The organism is Entomohabitans teleogrylli (assembly GCF_001484765.1).
GTDB lineage: Bacteria > Pseudomonadota > Gammaproteobacteria > Enterobacterales > Enterobacteriaceae > Entomohabitans > Entomohabitans teleogrylli.
The window spans coordinates 1-24143 of record NZ_LLXO01000042.1 but is presented as its reverse complement, the minus strand read 5'-3'; the positions used below and the strand labels follow the sequence as shown (position 1 = coordinate 24143).

General features: G+C 57.1%; 19 protein-coding genes, 2 pseudogenes and 1 riboswitch. Of the genes and pseudogenes, 10 read left to right on the top strand and 11 right to left on the bottom strand.

The window, feature by feature from the left end:
* The first annotated feature begins 10 nt into the window (after window positions 1–10).
* The gene (gene rpoC / locus AQ981_RS23695; protein WP_058914232.1) at window positions 11–4234 is read left to right on the top strand and encodes a DNA-directed RNA polymerase subunit beta'; all 4224 of its coding nucleotides are present in this window, start codon (window positions 11–13) and stop codon (window positions 4232–4234) included.
* A 91-nt stretch (window positions 4235–4325) separates the two neighbouring features.
* On the opposite strand, the gene AQ981_RS23690 is transcribed toward rpoC, so the two are convergent.
* From AQ981_RS23690 to AQ981_RS23655, 8 genes are all read right to left on the bottom strand, one after another.
* Window positions 4326–5867, bottom strand: coding sequence for a sensor domain-containing diguanylate cyclase (locus AQ981_RS23690; RefSeq protein WP_058914231.1), 1542 nt, complete (start codon window positions 5865–5867; stop codon window positions 4326–4328).
* 339 nt (window positions 5868–6206) lie between these two features.
* Window positions 6207–7340: a 2-iminoacetate synthase ThiH gene (gene thiH / locus AQ981_RS23685; RefSeq protein WP_058914230.1), complete on the bottom strand. Its 1134-nt coding sequence runs from the start codon at window positions 7338–7340 to the stop codon at window positions 6207–6209.
* On the bottom strand, window positions 7340–8113 hold the full coding sequence (thiG, locus tag AQ981_RS23680; protein ID WP_058914229.1) for a thiazole synthase: 774 nt from the start codon (window positions 8111–8113) through the stop codon (window positions 7340–7342). The genes thiH and thiG overlap by 1 nt, the downstream gene beginning before the upstream one ends.
* Window positions 8114–8115: 2 nt before the next feature.
* A complete protein-coding gene (gene thiS / locus AQ981_RS23675; protein ID WP_058914228.1) occupies window positions 8116–8316 on the bottom strand; it encodes a sulfur carrier protein ThiS in 201 nt (66 codons plus the stop codon).
* The gene (locus tag AQ981_RS23670; protein ID WP_058914227.1) at window positions 8300–9055 is read right to left on the bottom strand and encodes a HesA/MoeB/ThiF family protein; all 756 of its coding nucleotides are present in this window, start codon (window positions 9053–9055) and stop codon (window positions 8300–8302) included. The genes thiS and AQ981_RS23670 overlap by 17 nt, the downstream gene beginning before the upstream one ends.
* Window positions 9048–9683, bottom strand: a complete 636-nt coding sequence (thiE, locus tag AQ981_RS23665) for a thiamine phosphate synthase (RefSeq protein ID WP_058914226.1) — start codon at window positions 9681–9683, stop codon at window positions 9048–9050. Before thiE ends, AQ981_RS23670 begins: the two co-directional genes overlap by 8 nt.
* Window positions 9683–11584 (bottom strand): phosphomethylpyrimidine synthase ThiC, encoded by a 1902-nt coding sequence (thiC, locus tag AQ981_RS23660; RefSeq protein ID WP_058914225.1) that lies wholly within the window; start codon window positions 11582–11584, stop codon window positions 9683–9685. Before thiC ends, thiE begins: the two co-directional genes overlap by 1 nt.
* A gap of 90 nt (window positions 11585–11674) precedes the next feature.
* Window positions 11675–11776: riboswitch (TPP riboswitch) on the bottom strand.
* 51 nt (window positions 11777–11827) lie between these two features.
* The gene (locus tag AQ981_RS23655) at window positions 11828–12331 is read right to left on the bottom strand and encodes an Rsd/AlgQ family anti-sigma factor (RefSeq protein WP_058914224.1); all 504 of its coding nucleotides are present in this window, start codon (window positions 12329–12331) and stop codon (window positions 11828–11830) included.
* Window positions 12332–12536: 205 nt separating this feature from the next.
* Between AQ981_RS23655 and nudC the strand changes: the two genes are divergently transcribed.
* The 6 genes from nudC (at window position 12537) to AQ981_RS23625 (ending at window position 16904) form a co-directional block, all read left to right on the top strand.
* Entirely contained in the window at window positions 12537–13316 is a 780-nt protein-coding gene (gene nudC, locus AQ981_RS23650) for an NAD(+) diphosphatase (protein WP_058914239.1), read from the top strand.
* A 39-nt stretch (window positions 13317–13355) separates the two neighbouring features.
* Complete coding sequence (gene hemE / locus AQ981_RS23645; protein ID WP_058914223.1) at window positions 13356–14420, top strand: uroporphyrinogen decarboxylase; 1065 nt, start codon at window positions 13356–13358, stop codon at window positions 14418–14420.
* 9 nt (window positions 14421–14429) lie between these two features.
* Window positions 14430–15101, top strand: coding sequence for a deoxyribonuclease V (gene nfi / locus AQ981_RS23640; RefSeq protein WP_058914222.1), 672 nt, complete (start codon window positions 14430–14432; stop codon window positions 15099–15101).
* 43 nt (window positions 15102–15144) lie between these two features.
* Window positions 15145–15735: a YjaG family protein gene (locus tag AQ981_RS23635; RefSeq protein WP_058914221.1), complete on the top strand. Its 591-nt coding sequence runs from the start codon at window positions 15145–15147 to the stop codon at window positions 15733–15735.
* 186 nt (window positions 15736–15921) lie between these two features.
* A complete protein-coding gene (hupA, locus tag AQ981_RS23630) occupies window positions 15922–16194 on the top strand; it encodes a nucleoid-associated protein HU-alpha (RefSeq protein ID WP_006816568.1) in 273 nt (90 codons plus the stop codon).
* A 14-nt stretch (window positions 16195–16208) separates the two neighbouring features.
* On the top strand, window positions 16209–16904 hold the full coding sequence (locus tag AQ981_RS23625; RefSeq protein ID WP_071609004.1) for a DUF1481 domain-containing protein: 696 nt from the start codon (window positions 16209–16211) through the stop codon (window positions 16902–16904).
* A gap of 4 nt (window positions 16905–16908) precedes the next feature.
* Here the strand turns inward: AQ981_RS23625 and AQ981_RS23620 are convergent, their stop codons facing one another.
* Complete coding sequence (locus tag AQ981_RS23620) at window positions 16909–17373, bottom strand: periplasmic heavy metal sensor (RefSeq protein WP_058914219.1); 465 nt, start codon at window positions 17371–17373, stop codon at window positions 16909–16911.
* A gap of 183 nt (window positions 17374–17556) precedes the next feature.
* Here AQ981_RS23620 and AQ981_RS28470 point away from each other — a divergent pair.
* The 3 genes and pseudogenes from AQ981_RS28470 to zraR form a co-directional block, all read left to right on the top strand.
* Window positions 17557–18720: pseudogene (locus AQ981_RS28470) on the top strand (PAS domain-containing protein); the annotation flags it as partial.
* A gap of 18 nt (window positions 18721–18738) precedes the next feature.
* Window positions 18739–19458, top strand: a pseudogene (locus AQ981_RS28270) (ATP-binding protein); the annotation flags it as partial.
* Window positions 19445–20779, top strand: coding sequence for a sigma-54-dependent response regulator transcription factor ZraR (gene zraR / locus AQ981_RS23610; protein WP_058914217.1), 1335 nt, complete (start codon window positions 19445–19447; stop codon window positions 20777–20779). The pseudogene AQ981_RS28270 and the gene zraR, both read left to right, overlap by 14 nt.
* On the opposite strand, the gene purD is transcribed toward zraR, so the two are convergent.
* Window positions 20776–22065, bottom strand: coding sequence for a phosphoribosylamine--glycine ligase (purD, locus tag AQ981_RS23605; protein WP_058914216.1), 1290 nt, complete (start codon window positions 22063–22065; stop codon window positions 20776–20778). The genes zraR and purD overlap by 4 nt on opposite strands.
* A 15-nt stretch (window positions 22066–22080) precedes the next feature.
* Window positions 22081–23670, bottom strand: coding sequence for a bifunctional phosphoribosylaminoimidazolecarboxamide formyltransferase/IMP cyclohydrolase (gene purH, locus AQ981_RS23600; protein ID WP_058914215.1), 1590 nt, complete (start codon window positions 23668–23670; stop codon window positions 22081–22083).
* Window positions 23671–24143: the final 473 nt, after the last annotated feature.

Genomic DNA, 24143 nt, shown 5'->3' with positions numbered 1-24143 from the left:
GAGCCAATCCGTGAAAGACTTATTAAAGTTTCTGAAAGCGCAAACTAAAACCGAAGAGTTTGATGCGATCAAAATTGCTCTGGCTTCGCCAGACATGATCCGTTCCTGGTCTTTCGGTGAAGTGAAAAAGCCGGAAACCATTAACTACCGTACGTTCAAACCTGAGCGTGACGGTCTGTTCTGCGCCCGTATCTTTGGGCCGGTAAAAGACTATGAGTGCCTGTGCGGTAAATACAAGCGCCTGAAGCACCGTGGTGTTATTTGTGAGAAGTGCGGCGTTGAAGTGACCCAGACCAAAGTACGCCGTGAGCGTATGGGCCACATCGAGCTGGCGTCCCCGACTGCACACATCTGGTTCCTGAAATCGCTGCCGTCCCGTATTGGCCTGCTGCTTGATATGCCGCTGCGCGATATCGAACGCGTGCTGTACTTCGAATCCTATGTGGTTATCGAAGGCGGGATGACCAATCTGGAACGTAGCCAGATCCTGACTGAAGAGCAGTATCTGGACGCGCTGGAAGAGTTCGGTGACGAATTCGACGCCAAAATGGGCGCCGAAGCTATTCAGGCCCTACTGAAGAGCATGGATCTGGAGCAGGAGTGTGAAACCCTGCGCGAAGAGCTGAACGAAACCAACTCCGAAACCAAGCGTAAGAAGCTGACCAAGCGTATCAAGCTGCTGGAAGCGTTCGTTCAGTCTGGTAACAAACCAGAGTGGATGATCCTGACCGTGCTGCCGGTACTGCCGCCGGATCTGCGTCCGCTGGTTCCGCTGGATGGCGGTCGTTTCGCAACGTCGGATCTTAACGATCTGTACCGTCGCGTGATTAACCGTAACAACCGTCTGAAACGTCTGCTGGATCTGGCGGCGCCGGACATCATCGTACGCAACGAAAAACGTATGCTGCAGGAAGCGGTAGACGCCCTGCTGGATAACGGTCGTCGCGGTCGTGCGATCACCGGTTCCAACAAGCGTCCGCTGAAATCTCTGGCCGACATGATCAAAGGTAAACAGGGTCGTTTCCGTCAGAACCTGCTCGGTAAGCGCGTTGACTACTCCGGTCGTTCGGTTATCACCGTAGGTCCATACCTGCGTCTGCATCAGTGCGGCCTGCCGAAGAAAATGGCGCTGGAGCTGTTCAAACCGTTCATTTACGGCAAGCTGGAGCTGCGTGGTCTTGCTACCACCATCAAAGCGGCGAAGAAAATGGTTGAGCGCGAAGAAGCGGTCGTCTGGGATATCCTTGACGAAGTGATTCGCGAACACCCGGTACTGCTGAACCGTGCGCCGACGCTGCACCGTCTGGGTATCCAGGCGTTTGAACCGGTACTGATCGAAGGTAAAGCTATTCAGCTGCATCCGCTGGTATGTGCGGCCTATAACGCCGACTTCGACGGCGACCAGATGGCTGTTCACGTTCCGCTGACCCTGGAAGCCCAGCTCGAAGCGCGTGCGCTGATGATGTCTACCAACAACATCCTGTCTCCGGCGAACGGCGAGCCGATCATCGTTCCGTCTCAGGACGTGGTACTGGGTCTGTACTACATGACCCGCGACAAGATCAACGCCAAAGGCGAAGGCATGGTGCTGACGGGTCCGAAAGAAGCGGAACGTCTGTATCGCTCTGGCCAGGCCGAGCTGCATGCTCGCGTTAAAGTGCGTATCACCGAATACGAAAAAGACGCGAACGGCGAATTCGTTGCCAAAACCAGTCTGATCGACACCACTGTGGGTCGTGCGATTTTGTGGATGATTGTGCCGAAAGGTCTGCCGTTCTCTATCGTGAACCAGCCGCTGGGCAAAAAAGCTATCTCCAAAATGCTGAACACCTGTTACCGCATTCTGGGCCTGAAGCCGACGGTTATCTTTGCTGACCAGACGATGTATACCGGTTTTGCGTATGCAGCGCGTTCCGGCGCCTCCGTTGGTATCGACGATATGGTTATCCCGGCGAAAAAAGCCGAGATCATCGCCGAAGCCGAAGCCGAAGTGGCCGAGATTCAGGAGCAGTTCCAGTCCGGTCTGGTAACTGCAGGCGAACGCTACAACAAAGTTATCGATATTTGGGCCGCGGCGAACGATCGCGTTTCCAAGGCGATGATGGACAACCTGCAGACCGAAACCGTGATTAACCGTGACGGTCAGGAAGAGCAGCAGGTTTCCTTTAACAGCATCTATATGATGGCCGACTCTGGCGCGCGTGGTTCCGCGGCCCAGATTCGTCAGCTGGCCGGTATGCGTGGTCTGATGGCCAAGCCGGACGGTTCCATCATCGAAACGCCGATCACCGCGAACTTCCGTGAAGGTCTGAACGTACTCCAGTACTTCATCTCCACTCACGGTGCGCGTAAAGGTCTGGCGGATACCGCTCTGAAAACCGCTAACTCCGGTTACCTGACCCGTCGTCTGGTTGACGTGGCGCAGGATCTGGTCGTAACCGAAGACGACTGTGGTACCCACGAAGGTATCATGATGACGCCGGTTATCGAGGGTGGCGACGTTAAAGAGCCGCTGCGCGATCGCGTACTGGGTCGTGTGACGGCGGAAGACGTGCTGAAGCCGGGTACCGCGGATATTCTGGTTCCGCGCAACACGCTGCTCAATGAACAGTGGTGTGACCTGCTGGAAGTGAACTCTGTTGACGCCGTTAAAGTGCGCTCGGTGGTATCCTGCGACACTGACTTTGGCGTTTGTGCCCACTGCTACGGTCGTGACCTGGCGCGTGGCCACATTATCAATAAAGGCGAGGCGATCGGCGTTATCGCGGCACAGTCTATCGGTGAGCCGGGTACACAGCTGACGATGCGTACGTTCCACATCGGTGGTGCGGCGTCCCGTGCGGCGGCTGAATCCAGCATCCAGGTGAAAAACAAAGGTAGCATCCGTCTTAGCAATGCCAAGTCGGTTGTTAACTCCAGCGGTAAGCTGGTGATTACCTCCCGTAATACTGAGCTGAAGCTGATCGACGAATTCGGTCGTACCAAAGAGAGCTATAAAGTGCCTTACGGCGCAGTGATGGCGAAGGGGGATGGCGAGCAGGTTGCCGGCGGTGAAACCGTCGCAAACTGGGACCCGCATACTATGCCGGTCATCACTGAAGTAAGCGGCTTTATTCGCTTTACGGATATGATCGATGGTCAGACCATTACCCGTCAGACTGACGAATTGACCGGTCTGTCTTCTCTGGTGGTGCTGGATTCCGCAGAGCGCACCGCAGGCGGTAAAGACCTGCGTCCGGCGCTGAAAATCGTCGATGCCCAGGGTAATGATGTGCTGATCCCGGGTACCGATATGCCGGCACAGTACTTCCTGCCGGGTAAAGCGATTGTTCAGCTGGAAGACGGTGTGCAGATCAGCTCCGGTGACACTCTGGCGCGTCTGCCGCAGGAATCCGGCGGTACCAAGGATATTACCGGTGGTCTGCCGCGCGTTGCCGACCTGTTCGAAGCGCGTCGTCCGAAAGAGCCGGCTATCCTGGCGGAAATCGCCGGTGTGGTTTCCTTCGGTAAAGAAACCAAAGGTAAACGTCGCCTGGTGATCACCCCGCTGGACGGCAGCGATGCTTATGAAGAGATGATTCCAAAATGGCGTCAGCTTAACGTGTTCGAAGGTGAACGCGTTGAACGTGGCGACGTGATCTCCGATGGTCCGGAATCTCCGCATGACATCCTGCGTCTGCGTGGCGTTCAGGCAGTGACCCGTTATATCGTTAACGAAGTGCAGGACGTTTACCGTCTGCAGGGCGTTAAGATTAACGATAAGCACATCGAAGTTATCGTGCGCCAGATGCTGCGTAAGGTCACAATCATGGGTGCGGGCAGCTCCGAGTTCCTGGAAGGCGAGCAGGTGGAATACTCACGCGTCAAGATCGCCAACCGCGATCTGGAAACGAACGGCAAAATTAGCGCGACCTATATGCGCGATCTGCTGGGTATCACCAAAGCGTCTCTGGCAACCGAGTCCTTCATCTCCGCGGCATCGTTCCAGGAGACCACTCGCGTCCTGACCGAAGCGGCCGTTGCGGGCAAACGCGACGAACTGCGCGGTCTGAAAGAGAACGTGATCGTAGGTCGTCTGATCCCGGCAGGTACCGGCTATGCATACCATCAGGATCGTATGCGTCGTCGCGCCTCCGGTGAAGCCCCGGCTGCGCCGCAGGTCAGCGTAGAAGAAGCGTCAGCTAACCTGGCTGAGCTGCTGAACGCCGGTCTCGGTGGTTCTGACAACGAGTGATCGTCAGACATTCGCTAATAAAAAACCCGCTTCGGCGGGTTTTTTTATGGCAGATACGCAAGCGAGACAGCGGGAAATACCGCGCCAGGCGTTATAGCTGTGATGTCGTCACTATCTGGTTTTTGCCCTGCTGCTTGGCTTTATAAAGCGCAGCGTCAACGCCAGCGATAAAGGTTGCGGCAGGCTCATGGTTGTAGTGGCCAAAACCGGCGCTGAAGCTTACCTGCAGCGGCTGTTCACGCCAGGTACGCGCCAGTACGGCAAGACGCCAGGCATCAAGCAATTTCAGTGCTTCATCCAGATGATGCGTATCGAAGAGCACCGCGAATTCTTCCCCGCCGTAGCGATAGATAGTGATATCGTGGGGCTGCATTATCTTGATTCCTTCCCTGGCGACGGCGCGCAGAACAATATCGCCGCTCAGGTGGCCCCAGGTGTCATTAATCCGTTTAAAGTTGTCGATATCCATCAGCGCCAGTGCAAAAGGCTGGTGCTGATCGATACGTTGTTTGATTGCTTCATCAAAAGCCCGGCGATTTTTACAGCCGGTCAGCTCATCCACGGTGGCCTGGCGTACAAAATCCTGCTCGCGTTTTTTACTGCTTTCAATCTCTTTACTGAGCAGCGCTTCCAGACCCGGCGCTCTTTGCACCTCACCGGTCTTAATCGCGTTGATAATATTCATCAGCACGTTGCTGGCGGCATGACGTAAATAAAAGCCAAACAGCAGGATAATAATGCCGCCAATAGCGAAACCGTAAATGATTGCGACGCTTTCATGTCTGATCAGATCGCTGAGCGTTTTGCCAGAAACTTTATATACAATAAACCAGTCCGGGTTAGTGTAGGAGTAATAGTAATACCAGTAACCGCTCGTTTTGTCGTAAAAATACCCGGCGCCGCTGGTCATTTTGTCCACCACCCCGGACGACACTTGTGATTGAAACAGCATTCCCGGATCCGGGTGTAATACTGTTCTGCCGTCCCGGTCGACAATAAAAAATTCTCCGTGTACCGGGGGGAGCATTTGGCGCAGCGCATACCCCAGCGAGGCCAGATCGAGGTCAAAAGCCAGGGTGCCTTTCAGGCGTCCGTCACGATCGATCAGAGGCTTATAAATCGTAACCACATAGCGATGAGTATAAAAATCTTCGTAAACCGGCGTGTAGTGGGTGAACAGACTGGACTCCGGATAATGGACAAACCACGGGCGGGTCAGTACATCCATATCGCCGGATTTAGGCGGCGATGAGACTCCGGGAACCCGCAGGAAACGGCCTGAGGTATCGGCAATGTTAATGGTCGAGACAGTAGGCATTAGCGTGAGCAGACGCATTAACAGTTCACGCCCCTGGTCCGGATTGAGGTTGACGGTGTTATCCAGCTCTCCTTCGCGGGAGAAATAGGTTGCCGCCCGGGTCAGAATATATTCATTGGAGCGCAGCAATGACTCCGTGTAGTTCATGGCCAGGTTGTGGGCAAAATTACGATTAATGTTGTGGTAGGCTTCTGTAATGTCTTTTCTTTGTATCCACGTCATAAAGGCGGCAATCAGCGTAAAGCAGATTAATATGCCGAAAAAACTGGTAATCAGTGGCGTTGTAAACGAAAGCCTACTACTTTTTTTAGCCATAATTTCATCGTGTTGTCTGCGTGTATCAGAAGTATAGCCAGTATACGGACATTACCAGACAAGGAAGGGTGGCCCTTTCCTTTTTAGGCCTGGATAAATGCGATCCTGCACCGATAGCGACGATTATAGGTAGCAAAAGTTGCGCTTATTTCATGGCGGCGCAAATAACTGTAAAGAATATCTCATATTTAACATGATCAGGACAATATCGCCGGATATCGATAACAAATCACCATAGGTATTTGCTCAAAAGGCAATTGACGGTTACTGGCTAAGCGATAAAAAAGCGCACAGCCTTGCGGTTGTGCGCTGGTAATCACTTTCCCGGAAAGGGGCGTTTTAGCGTGGCTGAGCCGCCCTTCCCAGCCATCCGTCCCAGTCTTTCCATACCGGCTGCAGCCCTGCCTGCGCCAGCGCCCGGGCAACCTGCTCGGGGGTACGATTATCATGGGGCGAGAATTGTTCCAGCTCGCTATGGCTATCGGCATAGCCGCCGGGCTGAGTGCGCGACCAGGCGCTAACCTGATTAATGGCCAGCGGCACCACGCTGTCCCGGAAGCGGGGGGATTCGCGAGTGGAAAGCGACAGCTCCACCTCGGGCGCCAGCAGGCGGAAGGCGCAAATTACCTGCACCAGTTGGCGTTCATCCATTAGCGAGGCTGGTTCAATTCCGCCGGCACAGGGACGCAGGCGCGGAAATGAGATCGAAAAGCGGCTCTGCCAGTATTGCTGTTGCAGCCATAGCAGGTGCTCTACCACCATATAGCAATCCACCCGCCAGTTGTCGGAAAGCCCAATTAGCGCGCCAAGACCGATTTTGTCGATACCGGCGCGGCCAAGGCGGTCCGGCGTTTCCAGGCGCCAGAAAAAGTCTTGTTTCTGGCCGCGCAGGTGATGCCGGGCATAGGTCGCCTCGTGATAGGTTTCCTGATACACCATAACACCGTCCAGCCCCAGACCGCGTAGCTCGGCGTAATCCGCTTGCGACAGGGGCTGAACCTCCATCTGCAGCGAGCTGAACTGGCGGCGAATCGCCGGCAGATGGCGGCGAAAATAGTCCATACCGACCTTACTCTGGTGCTCTCCGGTGACCAGCAGGAGATGGGTGAATCCCAGATTACGGATTGCTGCACATTCCCGCTCAATCTCTTCGTCATTGAGGGTCTTGCGCTTCAGGCGATTACTCATTGAAAAACCGCAGTAAGTACAATCGTTGGCGCACAGGTTGGACAGATACAGCGGCACATAAAAATTCACCGTATTGCCAAAACGCTGGCGGGTAAGCAACTGCGCCTTCTGCGCCATGGGTTCCAGATATGTAGCGGCGGCGGGGGAGAGCAGCGCCAGCATATCCTCACGGGTAACCCGCCGCGCATTCAGCGCCCGCTCCACATCCGCGGCGGTTTTGCTGTTGATGCGCAGCGCAATGTCGTCCCAGTGCAGTTCGCGCCAGCGCTCAGTAAATGTTGCCATTACGCCCCCTCCTGTTGCAGGAATCCGGTCAGCGGGCTGGTAGCCCGGGCGCTATGCTGACGGCTGCCGGGGCCGGAGGCGGCCGCCAGCAGGCCGGATTCTACCGCCAGCCGGAAAGCGCTGGCCATAGCCACCGGATCCCGGGCCACGGCGATAGCGGTATTGACCAGCACGGCGGCAGCGCCCATTTCCAGCGCCTCGCAGGCGTGGCTGGGTACTCCAATACCGGCATCGACCACAACCGGTACCCGGGCCTGCTCAATAATGATTTCCAGCAGGGCGCGGGTCTGCAGACCCTGGTTGGAACCAATAGGAGCGCCCAGCGGCATCACCGCGGCGCAGCCGACCTCTTCCAGACGTTTACACAGTACCGGGTCGGCGCCGCAATAGGGCAGAACCACAAAGCCCTGTTTGACCAGGATTTCCGCGGCTGCCAGGGTTTCCAGCGGGTCCGGCATCAGGTAGCGGGCGTCAGGATGGATTTCCAGTTTCACCCAGTTGGTACCCAGCGCCTCACGGGCCAGTTGAGCGGCGAAGACCGCTTCGTCAGCGGTTTTGGCCCCGGACGTATTCGGCAGCAGGTGAACGCCCAGCGCCTGTAGCGGGGCGAGAATCGCATCCTGGCGATTGTGGAGATCGACACGCTTCATGGCCATAGTGACCAGTTGGCTACCGGAGGCCTGAATGGCCTGGCTCATGATCTGCGGCGAGGCGAATTTCCCTGTGCCGGTAAACAGGCGTGAAGTAAAGGTTTTATCCGCAATACGTAACATACTTAGCCTCCTGCGATGGCCTGAAAAAGCAGGATCCGATCGCCATCCTGCACAATATGCTGCGCCCACTGCTCCCGGGGAACGATGAGCTGGTTAACCGCCAGCGCGCTGCCGGGTTTTAGGGCCTCCAGCCGGGTGAGCAGATCGCTCAGCGTTTCGCCTTCCGGACAGCAAATCGGCGCGTCATTAAACATGATCTGCATGCGCGCCTCCGCAGACCGGGCAGTGAGCGGCACGCTGTAGCTGTAGCGTTCGCCATTGATGGGCGCGGGCGTCAAACAGGCGCAGCGTACCGCTGGCGGGCGTCATACCGCACAGCAGTTTCACCGCTTCCAGCGCCTGTAAGGTGCCCATCACGCCGACCACCGGGCCGACGATGCCGGCGTTGCGGCAATTACGTAGAGGTTCGCTGTCATCCGGCCACAGGCAGCGGTAGCAGCCGTGGCTCCACGGCGGCAGCAACACCATCAACTGGCCGCCAAAGCCGACTGCGCTGGCGGTGATTAACGGTGTGTTGAGCGCCACGCAGGCGGCGTTGATGGCCTGGCGGGTGACCATGTTGTCGCTACAGTCAAGCACCACAGAAGCGTCCCGCACCGACTGATGCAGCGCATCGCCCTGTAAACGCTGCTCAATGGCGATCAGTTCGACGCCGGGGTTCAGTTGCGCCAGGCGCTGGCGGGCGGCCAGCGATTTAGGCTGGTCGATATCGTCAGAGGTAAACAGGATCTGTCGCTGCAGGTTGCTCAGGTGTACCGCGTCATCGTCCGCCAGAATCAGCTGACCGACGCCGGCCGCCGCCAGATACAGGGCCGCCGGCGAACCCAGCCCGCCTAACCCGACGATCAATACGCGGCTGGCGCGCAGTTTCTCCTGCCCCTCCAGCGCGATATCTTCCAGCAGTAACTGGCGGCTGTAACGCATAAAATCCGTGTCATTCATCGCCGACCCCCGCCAGTTCCAGAAGCTGCGCCGTTGCCTGGCGCCAGTCCGCGGCCTGGGTTATCGCGCTGACCACCGCAATGCTGCCTACCCCGGTCGCCAGCACCGCCGGCGCCCGTTCAAGGCTGATACCGCCGATAGCGACGGAAGGGTAATCGCCAAGGCGCTCGATATGGCGCGCCAGTTGCTCCAGCCCCTGGGGAGCGGAGGGCATCTGCTTGGTCTGAGTCGGGAACACGTGGCCGAGAGCAATGTACGAGGGTCTGACCGACAGTGCGACGTCGATCTCCATATCATCATGGGTGGAGACGCCAAGCCGCAGACCGGCGGCACGGATGGCCGGCAGGTCGGTGGTTTCGAGGTCTTCCTGGCCGAGGTGCACGCCATAGGCCTGATGCTTAATCGCCAGCCGCCAGTAGTCGTTAATGAACAGGCGCGCGCGGTAGCGGCGTCCGAGGGCGATAGCGGCGATGACATCGTCCTCTACGTCATGATCCGGCTTATCCTTGATGCGTAACTGGATAGTACATACTCCGGCTTCCAGTAGACGCGCAATCCATTCTACGCTGTCCACTACCGGGTATAATCCCAGGCGCTGAGGTAGTGACGGAAAATCGGGCTGATACATCACGCTTCCTCCTGCCTGAGATAGATTTCGCTGCCTTTTTCGCGGAAGGTTTTCGACATATCCGCCATTCCGACCTCAATTTGCTGGGCCGCGGCATAGTCGCGCACTTCCTGGGTTATTTTCATTGAGCAGAATTTCGGTCCGCACATCGAGCAGAAGTGGGCGACTTTGCCGGACTCCTGGGGCAGCGTTTCATCGTGGTAGGCGCGGGCGGTGAACGGATCGAGCGCCAGATTGAACTGATCTTCCCAGCGGAACTCAAAGCGCGCTTTGGACATGGCGTTATCGCGAATTTGCGCGCCGGGATGGCCTTTGGCGAGGTCTGCGGCGTGGGCGGCGATTTTATACGTAATCAACCCCTGTTTGACATCTTCTTTGTTGGGCAACCCGAGATGCTCTTTCGGGGTGACGTAGCACAGCATGGCGCAGCCAAACCAGCCAATCATCGCCGCGCCGATACCGGAGGTGAAGTGGTCATATCCCGGGGCGATATCGGTGGTCAACGGTCCCAGGGTATAGAACGGCGCTTCGTGGCAGTGCTCCAGTTCTTCGGTCATATTACGGCGGATCATCTGCATCGGCACATGCCCCGGGCCTTCGATCATCACCTGAACATCATACTCCCAGGCGATTCTGGTCAGCTCGCCCAGAGTATGCAGTTCGGCGAACTGGGCTTCATCATTGGCATCCTGAATTGAGCCGGGGCGCAGGCCGTCTCCCAGCGACAGTGCTACATCGTAGGCGGCGCAAATTTCGCAGATTTCCCGGAAGTGGGTGTAGAGGAAGTTCTCCTGATGGTGCGACAGACACCATTTCGCCATGATGGAACCGCCGCGGGAGACGATCCCGGTCAGGCGCTGCGCCGTCATGGGCACATAGCGTAACAACACGCCGGCATGAATGGTGAAATAGTCCACGCCCTGTTCCGCCTGTTCCAGCAGGGTATCGCGGAACATTTCCCAGGTCAGATCCTCGGCGATCCCGCCGGTTTTCTCCAGAGCCTGGTAGATCGGCACTGTACCGATGGGCACCGGACTGTTGCGCAGGATCCATTCGCGGGTTTCGTGGATATAGCGCCCGGTGGACAGGTCCATGACGGTGTCGGCGCCCCAGCGGGTGGCCCAGACCAGCTTTTCCACCTCTTCTTCAATGGAAGAGGTGACCGCCGAATTGCCGATATTAGCGTTGACCTTGACCAGGAAGTTGCGGCCGATAATCATCGGCTCTGATTCCGGGTGGTTGATGTTGGCGGGGATAATCGCCCGTCCGGCGGCGACCTCATCGCGCACGAATTCCGCGGTGATGTTGTCCGGCAGGCGGGCGCCGAAACCCTCGCCCGGGTGCTGGTGGCGCAGTACCGCGCCGCGGATACGTTCGCGCCCCATATTTTCGCGAATGGCAATAAACTCCATCTCCGACGTGACAATCCCCTGGCGGGCGTAGTGCAACTGAGTCACGCATTTGCCGATTCTGGCGCGGCGCGGCGTAAGCAGGCCGTTAAAACGCAGGTCGTCCAGTCCGTCGTCGGCCAGGCGCTCGCGGGTATATGCGGAACTGCGATCGTCGAGCCATTCCGTATCCTGGCGCTCGTCAATCCAGCGCTGGCGCAGCTTTTCCAGCCCCTGTCGGACATCCACGTTGACCTGTGGATCGCCATAGGGGCCAGAGGTGTCATACACCGGCACCGGTTCGTTCTCTTCAAACTGCGGATGGTCTTTATCGCCGCCGATGAGGGTCGGACTGAGCTGAATCTCGCGCATTGGCACGCGGATATCTTCCCGGGAACCGGTCAGCCAGATACGCCGGGAGTTTGGATAGTTAGTGCCTTCGAGCGTTTCGATAAACTGTTGTGCGGCAGCACGCTGCTCGCGGCGGGTGGGTTTAGTTGTTGATACAGACATAGCGCATTCCACATTGATTTCAGGAAGTGGCTTGCCAGAACGACGGATGGAGTAATGGATGTGGGCCACCCGGAGCGGGGGCGCCATAACAGCAGAATTACTCTTGTTCCCTTCGCAGGTTTTAACCTGATCAGGTTCCGCGGATCCCGAATTAACGGTCTCAGCCCGGTGTGGGCACTCCGACAAGATAAAGCCCCTGACGCGTCAGGGATGAAAGTAACTTACTCGCTCAATGGACGAAACTCAAGCAGGACATGCCAGATCGCCTTCATCGTTGGCGCTGCGCTGCAGATTGTTATCGAATGCCAGGATAATGAGCTTATCTTCCAGTAAAAAACGCTCCGCCAGCGCTTCGCCAAGTTCGGAGAGGACCTGCTGAAACTCCAGACAATTATCGTGATCGATAGCCTCGACCAGATGCGATTCGTAATAATCCATAATGCGCTGGGTATTGTGTTCAAGCTGAGGATAGAGCTGCGATGCTGCTAAAAGCGGGCTATTCCCTTTCATTTCGCGGATAATGTGCTCATAGATTTTAAAGTGGCCCGCCGACAGGTAATCCACCAGACCCTGGCAAAAATCATCCAGCGCTTTTTCATCCAGCGCGGCGTGGGATTCTTTACCAGGTTTCAGGCCAACCAGATGGTAGTACGATACCAGCAGGTGCTTGCGGATATGTAGCCAGTGGTCGACTAACTCATTACTGCCCTCAACGCGTTTTGCCAGACTTTCCAGGTGGTTTAGCATGATTGACTCCATGAGTTATAAAATTGACGCATTTATCTCAGGCTGCCCGCTGGCGGGTTGCATAGACTTATCCCGGTGTCGTGAGTGCGGGATACGATCGCGTGCCGCCATGGCGCATTCTGAATGTTGTTGTATGTAACTCGGTAGTACCTATAAATGTAAAAATAATGTTAAGCAGATTGCCAGTGAAGTCGAGGTCGTGCAAGTGCTAAAGGAACGCGTAATAGAAAACGTAGACCATGGCTGGTGGATAGTCAGCCATGAACAGAAGTTATGGTTACCCGGCGGAGAACTGCCTCACGGTCAGGCTGCGGCTTTCGATCTGGCCGGCGCCCGGGGGGCGCTGGTCGGCGAATGGCGGGGAGAGCCGGTATGGCTGGTACGCCAGCAGCGGCGTCGCGATATGGGGTCGGTGCGGCAGATAATCGACCAGGACGTCGGGCTGTTTCAACTGGCCGGGCGCGGCGTTCAACTGGCGGAGTTCTACCGCTCCCACCGCTACTGCGGTTATTGCGGCCATGAAATGCATCCCAGTAAAACAGAATGGGCGGTGCTTTGCGGTCATTGCCATCAGCGCTATTACCCGCAAATTGCGCCGTGCGTCATTGTGGCGATTCGCCGCGAGGATCACATCCTGCTGGCGCAGCATACCCGTCATCGCAACGGTATTTATACTGTGCTGGCCGGGTTTGTGGAGGTCGGGGAAACTCTGGAGCAAGCCGTCGCCCGGGAGGTGATGGAGGAAAGCAACATTCAGGTGAAAAATCTGCGCTATGTCGTTTCCCAACCGTGGCCGTTTCCCCAGTCGTTGATGACGGCGTTTACCGCCGAATATCACAGCGGCGAGCTCAAAATCGACCCTAAAGAATTGCTGGATGCCGGGTGGTACCGTTACGATGCGCTACCGTTGTTACCTCCACCGGGCACAGTGGCGCGGCGGCTGATTGAAGATACCGTCGCCCGCTGCCGGGCGGAGTATGAATGACGTGTTACACTGGCTGACCATGCTTAAGGAAATGCAATTATGACCGAACTGAAGAACGATCGTTATCTGCGAGCGCTGTTGCGCCAGCCTGTGGATGTCACTCCGGTATGGATGATGCGCCAGGCAGGGCGCTATCTGCCGGAATATAAAGCCACTCGCGCCGAGGCCGGCGACTTTATGTCCCTGTGCAAAAATGCCGAGCTGGCCTGCGAAGTGACGCTCCAGCCGCTGCGCCGCTATGCGCTGGATGCCGCGATTCTCTTTTCGGATATTCTGACCATCCCGGATGCGATGGGGCTGGGGCTTTATTTTGAAGCCGGCGAGGGGCCGCGCTTTCAGTCTCCTGTCGCCAGCAAAGCCGATGTGGCGAAATTGCCGGTTCCGGATCCGGAACAGGAGCTGGGCTATGTGATGAACGCCGTACGCACCATTCGCCGCAACCTGAAGGGCGAAGTGCCGCTTATCGGTTTTTCCGGCAGCCCATGGACCCTGGCGACCTATATGGTGGAAGGCGGCAGCAGTAAAGCTTTTACCGTGATTAAAAAGATGATGTATGCCGATCCGCAGATGCTGCACGCGCTGCTGGATAAACTGGCCAGCAGCGTCACGCTGTATCTGAATGCGCAGATCCGCGCCGGAGCGCAATCGGTGATGATCTTTGATACCTGGGGCGGGGTACTGACCGGTCGCGACTATCAGCAGTTCTCCCTGTACTACATGCATAAAATCGTCGACGGCCTGCTGCGGGAAAACGAGGGGCGTCGGGTACCGGTCACATTATTCACCAAGGGTGGCGGCCAGTGGCTGGAGGCGATGGCTGAAACCGGCTGTGACGCGCTGGGGCTGGACTGGACCACAGATATCGCCGATGCCCGTCGGCGGGTGGGCGATAAGGTGGCGCTGCAGGGCAATATGGACCCGTCGATGCTTTATGCGCCTGCGGCGCGTATCGAAGAAGAAGTGGCCGGTATTCTGGCGGGCTTCGGGCACGGGGAAGGGCATGTCTTTAACCTTGGGCACGGTATTCATCAGGACGTGCCGCCGGAGCACGCCGGCGCGTTTGTCGAGGCGGTACATCGTCTTTCCGCCGCATACCATCAGTAAGGAGGCGGGATGGATCTTGCCGCACTTCGGGCACAGCAGCTTGAGCTGGCCGCTTCGGTGATCCGCGAGGATCGTCCGGAGCAGGATCCGCCGCAGTTGATCGGCGGGGCGGACGTTGGGTTTGAAGAGGGGGGTGATGTTACGCGCGCGGCGATAGTATTGTTGAAGTATCCCTCTCTGGAACTGGTGGAATATCAGGTGGCACGCATCGCCACCACGATGCCGTATATTCCCGGGTTCCTGTCCTTTCGGGAAACGCCGGCGCTGGAAAAGGCGTGGGAAATGTTATCCCGTAAACCGCAATTGCTGTTTGTCGACGGCCACGGGATTTCCCATCCGCGTCGTCTGGGGGTCGCCAGCCATTTTGGCCTGATGATCGATACTCCGACTATCGGGGTGGCGAAGAAGCGCCTCTGCGGTCGTTTTGAGCTGCCTGACGAGGGACCGGGCGCCAGCGCGCCATTGATGGACAAAGGCGAACAACTGGGCTGGGTATGGCGTAGTAAAGCGCGCTGTAATCCGCTGTTTGTCTCGACGGGTCATCGGATCAGCATGGATTCGGCGCTGGCGTGGGTACAGCGCTGTATGGCCGGCTACCGCCTGCCTGAGCCGACCCGCTGGGCGGACGCTGTGGCATCGCGCAAAACGGCGTTTCTGCGCTGGCGGGAAATTCATGAATGATTCGGGTAAACTGCCCCCACTATTCTGCGTGTGAGACGTATTAATGTTACAGAACCCTATTCACCTGCGCCTGGAAAAGCTGGAAAGCTGGCAGCATGTGACGTTTATGGCTTCGCTGTGTGAGCGCATGTACCCCAATTATGCGATGTTTTGCCAGCAAACCGGCTTCGGCGATGGTCAGTTGTACCGGCGTATTCTCGATTTAGTGTGGGAAACGCTGGCCGTGAAAGACGCGAAGGTCAATTTCGACAGCCAACTGGAAAAACTGGAAGAAGCGATTCCGGTGGCGGACGATTACGATATTTATGGGGTTTACCCGGCGATCGACGCCTGCGTCGCGCTCAGTGAGTTACTTCACTCCCGGCTGAGTGGTGAAACTTACGAGCACGCCGTGGAGGTTAGCAAAAGTTCTATCACCACGGTGGCGATGCTGGAAATGACCGAGGCTGGTCGGGAAATGAGCGATGAAGAGCTGAAAGAGAACCCGGCGGTAGAGCAGGAATGGGACATTCAGTGGGAGATTTATCGCTTACTGGCTGACTGCGAAGAACGTGATATTGAACTGATAAAAGGACTCCGGGCAGACCTGCGTGAGGCCGGTAGTAGCAATATCGGTATAAATTTGCAGCAATGAGACCATAAAACGTGATTTAACGCCTGTTTTGTCATGCCTGGAGGCTTCCATTGATCCCCCTGTCTGGTCTACATTTGGGGGGCGAAAAAAAGTGGCTATCGGTGCGTATATGCAGGAGAGTGCTTTTCAGGCATTTCCGTCGCACTCGATGCTTAGCAAGCGATAAACACATTGTAAGGATAACTTATGAACAAGACTCAACTGATTGATGTAATTGCTGACAAGGCTGACCTGTCTAAAGCGCAAGCGAAGTCTGCTCTGGAATCCACTCTGGCGGCAATTACTGAGTCTCTGAAAGAAGGCGATGCTGTACAACTGGTTGGTTTCGGGACCTTCAAAGTGAACCACCGCGCTGAGCGTACTGGCCGCAACCCGCAGACCGGTAAAGAAATTAAAATCGCCGCTGCAAACGTACCGGCATTTGTTTCTGGTAAGGCACTGAAAGACGCTGTTAAGTAATACGCGGCGTGAGCGTGAAAAGTTTTAATCGGGGGGCGGCAACGCCCCTTTTGTCTTTCTGGCGCTCTACCGGGCTGCTGGTTGGGGCGCTGTTACTCTGCGCCTGTAGTAGCAAATCCTCTCTTCCTTCCTTTACCGCCAGCGGTTATGTGGCGGACGACGGCGCGGTACGCATCTGGCGTAAAGACGGCGGCGATGACGGCGTCCACCTGCTGATGGCGTTCAGTCCATGGCGCAGCGACAACACCACTACCGGCGAATACCGCTGGCAGGGCGAACGTCTGACGTTCATTGAACTTAATATTATGGGCCGACATCCGGAACATATTCGGGTACGCTTCGACGATCGCGGTGAGCTGAGTTTTATGCAGCGTGAGATCGACGGCCAGAAACAGCAACTGTCCAGAGACCAGATTGCTCTGTATCAATATCGGGCCAGCCAGATTCGCCAGACCAGCGATGCATTACGCAGCGGTCGCGTGGTCCTGCGTCAGGGGCGCTGGCAGGCGGATGGCAGCGTTCTGACCTGTGAAGGACAAAAGATTGCCCCCGATCTGGATAGCAGAGCGATTGCGCATATCCGGCAGCGCCAGCGCCACTCTTCCCTGGCGGTCAGCGTGGCGTGGCTTGAAGCGCCGGAAGGCTCCCAGTTGCTGCTGGTGGCGAATGAAGATTTTTGCACCTGGCAGCCGCTGGAAAAACAGTTCTGACGATTTACCATCCCATACGGTGGCCCATGCCCCCGTATCCGCCGCGCGGGCTACCGCCACAGCCGTAGCCGACACCAGCGCCTGCCGGAATCCCTGCCTGCGCCAGCGCTAAATCCCGTTGTACCCGCTGTTCGTCAAGGGCCTGGCCAAGGGCCGACAGCGCTTTTGACAACGCCTGAACTTTGGCGGCATCCGGCTTGCCGCTGGCGAGCTGCGCGTTATATTCGTAGCGCTTAGCGATGAGTTGCTGACGCAGAGTCGCGGTATTGTTGAGATAATCGTCGTGGGCTTTCCGGACGGCATTTTGCTGCTCTGTTGTGAGCTGACTGGCGCCTCCCTGCTGCCACATCATACCGCTATGGTATCCGGAATCATTTCCCCAGTGATGTCGTGCCTGCGCCGGACTGCTGGCCAGCATCAGCGTGGCGAACGCAGCGCAAGCGATAGCGGCCAATGGTGTGCGTTTCATATAAACCCCCTTGTGTTTCTTTGAGATCGTCACTGGCATGTAAAGCCATGGTTTTTACATGGTTGTTGCATTTCCTGTGCCAGACTGTCTGTGACGCGTTATCCGGGGGACGGGGCGGCGCGGAGGGCGGCAGACGAGTAAAAATGACCCGCTGCGCCGGGTAAGGTGGGTCATTTTTACCCGATGATACGGAGGAAAATTCTCTGCGCTTTGTGCCAGGTAGCCGGGTTAGCGCAGGAAAAAACTGGCATGATTTCTGCTGACCGCTATGGAATATGCTGCGCTGTACAGGGATCAACTATGAAGTTTGCGCGTTTACCTAAAGATACTCCTGCGCTGTGGTTGAGCTGGCTATCGCTGGGGGTGATACTGCTGCTGCTCGGTTTGCTGGCAGTACTGGCGCTGCGCGACCTCGGGCGGGGCAGTGACGTGGAACAGCAAACGCTGCGTGAAAAGGGTTCCGTGTTAATTCGCGCGCTGGAGTCCGGTACTCGCGCCGGTATGGGGATGCGTATGCATCACGCCCAGTTGCAAACCTTGCTGGAAGAGATGGCCTGGCAGCCGGGAGTGCTGTACTTCGCAGTTATCAATGAGCAGGGTACGATCATTGCCCATAGCGACCCCGATCGGAGCGGAAAAACGCTCTATGACGCTCAGGAGATCCGTGGCCTGAATGTTGACGATGAGGCGAGCTGGCGGCGTACGGTCTTCACTGACGCCAGCGGCGAGGCGATTCCGGCGCTGGAAATTTATCGTCATTTTAAGCCGCAGCTCCCGGCCATGGGGATGGGGCATCGTGGGCACGGGGCGATGGCTCGTCAGGGGCGTAGCGAACCAGCCCTGTTGGGACAGGCGCTGGAGATCTTTGTGGCGCTTGATGCGCGGGCGCTGGATGCCGCACAGGAAAAAGAACGCCGCAATGCCCTGGGGGTATTCCTCGCGCTGGGCGCGGTGCTGCTGGCGGCGGTGCTGGCGATGTTCTGGGTACGGCGCTATCAACGCTCACAGGCGTTGCTGCAGGATGCGAGGACTGTCTCGGCGGAGATTATCAATAACCTGCCTGTCGGGCTGATCTTTACCGACAAGGGTAATACCATCAGCGTGGTGAATCCGACAGCGGCACAACTGTTAAAACTGAATAGGGATACGGTTATCGGCCAGCCGGCGGAGCAGTGTTTGCCGGCATCATGGCTGGGGCCGATGGTTAACTGCCGCACCGGGGGAACAGTGCTGGACGACCCGCAGCGGCTGGCCCGGGAAGAGGGCGAGGCGTTGTTCCTGAGCGTCAGCATGGCCAGTATCGTCAATCAACAGCGGCAATTTTTGGGCACGGTAATTATCGTCAGCGATAAAACTGAGCTTTATCAACTGCATGAAACAATACGCCGCAAAGAGAAGCTGGCGGCGCTCGGACAACTGGCGGCGGGCGTCGCGCATGAAATCCGCAATCCGCTTTCGTCGATTAAAGGGCTGGCGAAATATTTTGCGGAACGTGCGCCGATGGAAGGGGAGAACTGGCAACTGGCGCAGGTGATGGCCAAAGAGGCTGACCGGCTCAACCGGGTGGTGAGCGAGCTGCTGGAGCTGGTGCGGCCGACCCGGCTGGCGCTTCAGGAGATCGATCTTAATCAGGTGGTGGAGCACTCGCTGCAACTGGTGCGTCAGGATGCGCTGACCCGGGAAATCTCACTGCAATTTACCGTTAACCCGGCGCTGTGCCGGGTGAGCGCCGACCCGGATCGTCTGACTCAGGTGCTGCTTAACCTGTACCTGAATGCGATTCACGCCATCGGCCAGCAGGGGAGTATCGTGGTGGCCATCGCCCGCCACGGCGATTCAATGCTGCGCATTACGGTGCGTGACTCCGGGCACGGTATTCCTTCCGGGCAACTGGCGGAAATATTCACCCCTTACTTTACCACCAGAGCCGATGGTACCGGACTGGGGCTGGCGGTGGTGCAGAATATTATTGAGCAACATGGCGGAAAAATTAGCGTGGAGAGCGAGCCTGACCGCGGTACCTGCTTCACGCTGGAGCTTCCGCTACAACCATCACTGAAGGACAATTGTGATGACGACCTCTAAGGCCATGATTCTGGTGGTTGACGATGACATCAGCCACTGTACGATTCTGCAGGCGTTATTGCGGGGATGGGGGTATGACGCCTCTGTGGCCGCTAACGGCCTGGAAGCGCTGGAGCAGGTACAGCAGCAGGTATTTGACCTGGTGCTGTGTGATATCCGCATGGCGCATATGGACGGGATCGCCACCCTGAAAGAGATTAAGGCCGTTAACCCGGCAATTCCGGTTCTGATTATGACCGCCTACTCCAGCGTTGAAACGGCGGTGGAAACCCTGAAGGCGGGAGCGCTGGACTACCTCACCAAACCGCTGGATTTTGAACAGCTCCAGCAGACAATTGCCTGTGCGCTGGCGCATACCCGCCAACAGGAATCAGCGCCGGCAGCGGGTGAGGCCAGCCAGTATGGCATGATTGGCCGCAGCGCGGCGCTCCGGCAACTGCTGAGCACCATCAATATGGTCGCCCCGTCGGACGCTACGGTGCTGATTTGCGGGGAATCCGGTACGGGTAAGGAGCTGGTGGCCAGGGCGTTGCACGCTGGCAGTTCGCGGCGGGATAAGCCACTGGTGGCGCTTAACTGCGCGGCGCTCAATGAGTCGCTACTGGATTCTGAACTGTTTGGCCATGAAAAAGGCGCTTTCACTGGCGCGGACCGTCGTCGGGAAGGGCGCTTTGAGGAGGCGCAGGGCGGGACGCTGTTTCTGGATGAGATTGGCGATATTCCGCCGCTGATGCAGGTAAAACTGCTGCGGGCGATACAGGAACGGGAAGTACAGCGGGTTGGCGGCAACCAGACCATTGCGGTGGACGTTCGGCTGATTGCCGCTACGCATCGCAACCTGGCCGATGAAGTCAGAGCTGAGAGGTTTCGCGAGGATCTCTATTACCGGCTCAATGTGGTGACGATTGAAATACCGCCGCTGCGCCAGCGCCGGGAGGACATCCCTCTGCTGGCCGCGCATTTTCTCCAGCGCTTTACCGGACGTAATCGTAAAACAATAAAAGGTTTTACGCCTCAGGCGATGGATTTACTGATCCACTATCGCTGGCCGGGCAATATTCGTGAACTGGAAAACGCCGTGGAGCGCGCCGTGGTGCTGCTGACCGGGGATTATATTTCGGAGCGTGAACTGCCTTTGTCGATTACCGGCGCGGGTCGCCCGGCACCGCTGGAGCATGGCGGCGACGCAATTTTGCCGCTGGCGGAGGCGGAACGGGAAATTATTCTGGCGGCGCTGGAAAAAACGGGCGGCAATAAAACGGCTGCCGCCCGTCAGTTAGGGATTACGCGTAAAACGCTGCTGGCGAAACTATTGCGTTAATTTTGTTCACGCTCAATGGCGCGCCAGCCGATATCTTTACGGTAAAAGCTGTCTTCCCAGCGGATATCGGTCATTAAGGCATACGCGCGTTTCTGCGCTTGCTCAACGCTATGACCCAACGCGGTGGCGCACAGTACGCGTCCGCCGCTGGTAACGACCTGCCCGTCATCAGCAAGTTTAGTCCCCGCGTGGAACACTTTGCCATCCGCTGCTGCTTCCTGCGGCAGGCCGTGAATCACATCGCCTGTGCGGTAGTCGCCAGGATAACCGCCCGCCGCCATCACCACGCCGAGAGACGCGCGTTCATCCCATTCGGATGTTTTTTCGTCCAGTTTACCTTCACAGGCAGCCAGACAGAGTTCAACCAGATCGGACTTCATGCGCAGCATGATAGGCTGAGTTTCCGGATCGCCGAAGCGGCAGTTGAATTCGATGACCTTCGGGTTGCCCTGTTTGTCGATCATCAGACCCGCATACAGGAAGCCGGTATAGGTATTCCCTTCTGCCGCCATGCCTCGCACGGTAGGCCATATGATGCGCTCCATGGTGCGCTGATGGACTTCGTCTGTGACCACCGGCGCCGGGGAGTAGGCGCCCATTCCGCCCGTGTTAGGCCCGGTATCGCCGTCGCCGACGCGCTTATGATCCTGGCTGGTGGCCATCGGCAGCACGTGCTCGCCGTCGACCATCACGATAAAGCTGGCTTCTTCGCCGTCGAGAAACTCTTCCACCACGATGCGGTGCCCGGCGTCGCCGAAGGCATTACCGGCCAGCATATCCTGAATGGCGGCTTCCGCTTCTTCCAGGGTCATGGCGACAATCACCCCTTTACCGGCCGCCAGACCGTCGGCTTTGATCACGATTGGGGCGCCTTTTGCGCGCACATAGGCCAGCGCCGGCTCCACTTCGGTAAAGTTCTGGTATTCCGCCGTCGGGATGCGGTGGCGGGCAAGGAAATCTTTAGTGAAGGCTTTCGAGCCCTCCAGTTGCGCCGCTCCCTGTGTCGGCCCAAAGATGGTCAGGCCCGCGGCGCGGAAGGTATCCACCACGCCAAGTACCAGTGGCGCCTCCGGTCCGACGATAGTGAGATCGATGCTTTCCCGTTGAGCGAACGCCAGCAGCGCCGGGATATCGGTGACATTAATAGCGACATTCTGCAGCGCAGGTTCCAGCGCGGTGCCGGCATTACCCGGCGCCACAAATACGCTGTTAACCAGCGGCGATTGCGCCGCCTTCCACGCCAGCGCGTGCTCGCGCCCGCCGTTGCCTATTACCAGTACTTTCATTGTCTGCTCCGTGGATTAGTGGCGGAAATGACGCATGTCGGTGAAGATCATGGCAATACCGTGCTCGTCAGCGGCGGCGATCACTTCTTCATCGCGGATAGAGCCGCCTGGCTGGATAACGCAGGTAACGCCTACCGCCGCTGCGGCATCAATACCATCGCGGAACGGGAAGAATGCATCAGACGCCATGGCGGAGCCTTTCACTTCCAGCCCTTCATCACCGGCTTTGATACCAGCGATTTTAGCGGAGTACACCCGGCTCATCTGGCCAGCGCCAATGCCAATGGTCATGTTGTCTTTGGCGTAGACAATGGCGTTGGATTTGACGAACTTCGCCACCTTCCAGCAGAACAGCGCGTCACGCAGCTCCTGTTCAGTCGGCTGACGTTTGCTGACTACGCGCAGTTCGCCGTTGCCGACCATTCCCAGATCGCGATCCTGTACCAGCAGGCCGCCATTAACGCGTTTGAAATCCAGACCCGGTACACGTTCACCCCACGCGCCGCACACCAGAACGCGCACGTTCTGTTTTGCAGAGGTGATTTTTAACGCCTCTTCACTGGCGGATGGCGCAATGATCACTTCGACAAACTGGCGGGAGATAATGGCTTGCGCCGTTTGCGCATCCAGTTCGCGGTTGAAGGCGATAATGCCGCCAAATGCGGAAGTGGGGTCGGTTTTATACGCCCGATCGTAAGCATCAAGGATGGAGCTACTGACCGCCACGCCACACGGGTTTGCGTGTTTAACGATCACACAGGCCGGTTCGCTGAACTCTTTCACGCACTCCAGCGCCGCATCGGTATCGGCAATATTGTTATAGGAGAGCGCCTTGCCCTGCACCTGGCGGGCGGTGGCGACCGAAGCTTCCTTCACCTGCTCTTCGATATAGAAAGCGGCCTGCTGATGGCTGTTCTCACCGTAGCGCATATCCTGCTTCTTAATGAAATTGAGATTCAGGGTGCGCGGGAAGCGGCCTGCGGCTTCTTTACTTTCGCCGTGATAGGCCGGCACCATGCTGCCAAAGTAGTTGGCGATCATGCTGTCGTAAGATGCGGTATGCTCAAATGCTTTGATAGCCAGGTCGAAACGCGTTTCCAGCGTCAGAGAACCTTCGTTGGCGTCCATCTCTTTAATAATGGCGTCATAGTCGCTGCTCTTGACCACGATGGCGACATCTTTATGGTTTTTGGCCGCCGAGCGCACCATGGTTGGGCCGCCGATATCGATGTTCTCAACAGCGTCTTCCAGCGAACAGCCTTCGCGGGCGACGGTTTGAGCAAACGGGTAGAGATTCACCACTACCATATCAATCGGCGCGATAGCGTGCTGCGCCATCACCGTATCATCCTGGCCGCGACGGCCGAGAATGCCGCCGTGTACTTTGGGATGCAGCGTTTTTACGCGTCCGTCCATCATTTCCGGAAAGCCCGTGTAGTCAGAAACTTCGGTGACCGGCAGCCCGGCTTCCGCCAGCAGGCGCGCGGTGCCGCCAGTGGACAGCAGTTCCACATGACGTTGAGAGAGGGCTTTAGCGAATTCGATGATACCGGCTTTGTCAGACACGCTGAGCAGAGCGCGGCGTACAGGACGACGTTGTTGCATGGTGGTAAATCCCCTGGGGTTGGTTCATGTATTCCTTTGTATGTCAGAAGTGAGAGCGGTACGCCAGGAGCGGCAAACAGCCATGGTCTCACTGCTGTCATCGTCCGGAATATGGCAAGAGCGTTAGCGGAAATTTAGCCGGCGAACAGATTAAAGCTCCGCTAACGCCCCGGTATCGGGTGACTTTGATTTCTGGCGGGGGCATTGTAGCGAAAACGTTTGCGTCACGCTCGTAAAATTTCAGCGTCACTTATGATTGTGGATAACTCTGTGCAAAACCAGGTATAACCAGGGGTTTTGCTGGGGAATTCGACAGTCAGTTATTTTTCTGCAAAATTCCGGTTGCAGCCGGACGCCAACCTTCTATAATGCGCCTCCATCGACACGATGCATGTGAATAACATCACAGGTTAACGTGGTAAAGATGAAGAGAAAATCCTGAATGTCAGGGTTGACTCTGCAAGAGGAACGCG

Bases quoted from the DNA above. Each gene is read 5' to 3' on its own strand.
- AQ981_RS23690 (WP_058914231.1), bottom strand. From the start codon at position 5,867: ATGGCTAAAAAAAGTAGTAGGCTTTCGTTTACAACGCCACTGATTACC.
- thiH (WP_058914230.1), bottom strand. From the start codon at position 7,340: ATGGCAACATTTACTGAGCGCTGGCGCGAACTGCACTGGGACGACATT.
- thiG (WP_058914229.1), bottom strand. From the start codon at position 8,113: ATGTTACGTATTGCGGATAAAACCTTTACTTCACGCCTGTTTACCGGC.
- thiS (WP_058914228.1), bottom strand. From the start codon at position 8,316: ATGCAGATCATGTTTAATGACGCGCCGATTTGCTGTCCGGAAGGCGAA.
- AQ981_RS23670 (WP_058914227.1), bottom strand. From the start codon at position 9,055: ATGAATGACACGGATTTTATGCGTTACAGCCGCCAGTTACTGCTGGAA.
- thiE (WP_058914226.1), bottom strand. From the start codon at position 9,683: ATGTATCAGCCCGATTTTCCGTCACTACCTCAGCGCCTGGGATTATAC.
- thiC (WP_058914225.1), bottom strand. From the start codon at position 11,584: ATGTCTGTATCAACAACTAAACCCACCCGCCGCGAGCAGCGTGCTGCC.
- AQ981_RS23655 (WP_058914224.1), bottom strand. From the start codon at position 12,331: ATGCTAAACCACCTGGAAAGTCTGGCAAAACGCGTTGAGGGCAGTAAT.
- hemE (WP_058914223.1), top strand. From the start codon at position 13,356: ATGACCGAACTGAAGAACGATCGTTATCTGCGAGCGCTGTTGCGCCAG.
- nfi (WP_058914222.1), top strand. From the start codon at position 14,430: ATGGATCTTGCCGCACTTCGGGCACAGCAGCTTGAGCTGGCCGCTTCG.
- AQ981_RS23635 (WP_058914221.1), top strand. From the start codon at position 15,145: ATGTTACAGAACCCTATTCACCTGCGCCTGGAAAAGCTGGAAAGCTGG.
- hupA (WP_006816568.1), top strand. From the start codon at position 15,922: ATGAACAAGACTCAACTGATTGATGTAATTGCTGACAAGGCTGACCTG.
- AQ981_RS23620 (WP_058914219.1), bottom strand. From the start codon at position 17,373: ATGAAACGCACACCATTGGCCGCTATCGCTTGCGCTGCGTTCGCCACG.
- zraR (WP_058914217.1), top strand. From the start codon at position 19,445: ATGACGACCTCTAAGGCCATGATTCTGGTGGTTGACGATGACATCAGC.
- purD (WP_058914216.1), bottom strand. From the start codon at position 22,065: ATGAAAGTACTGGTAATAGGCAACGGCGGGCGCGAGCACGCGCTGGCG.
- purH (WP_058914215.1), bottom strand. From the start codon at position 23,670: ATGCAACAACGTCGTCCTGTACGCCGCGCTCTGCTCAGCGTGTCTGAC.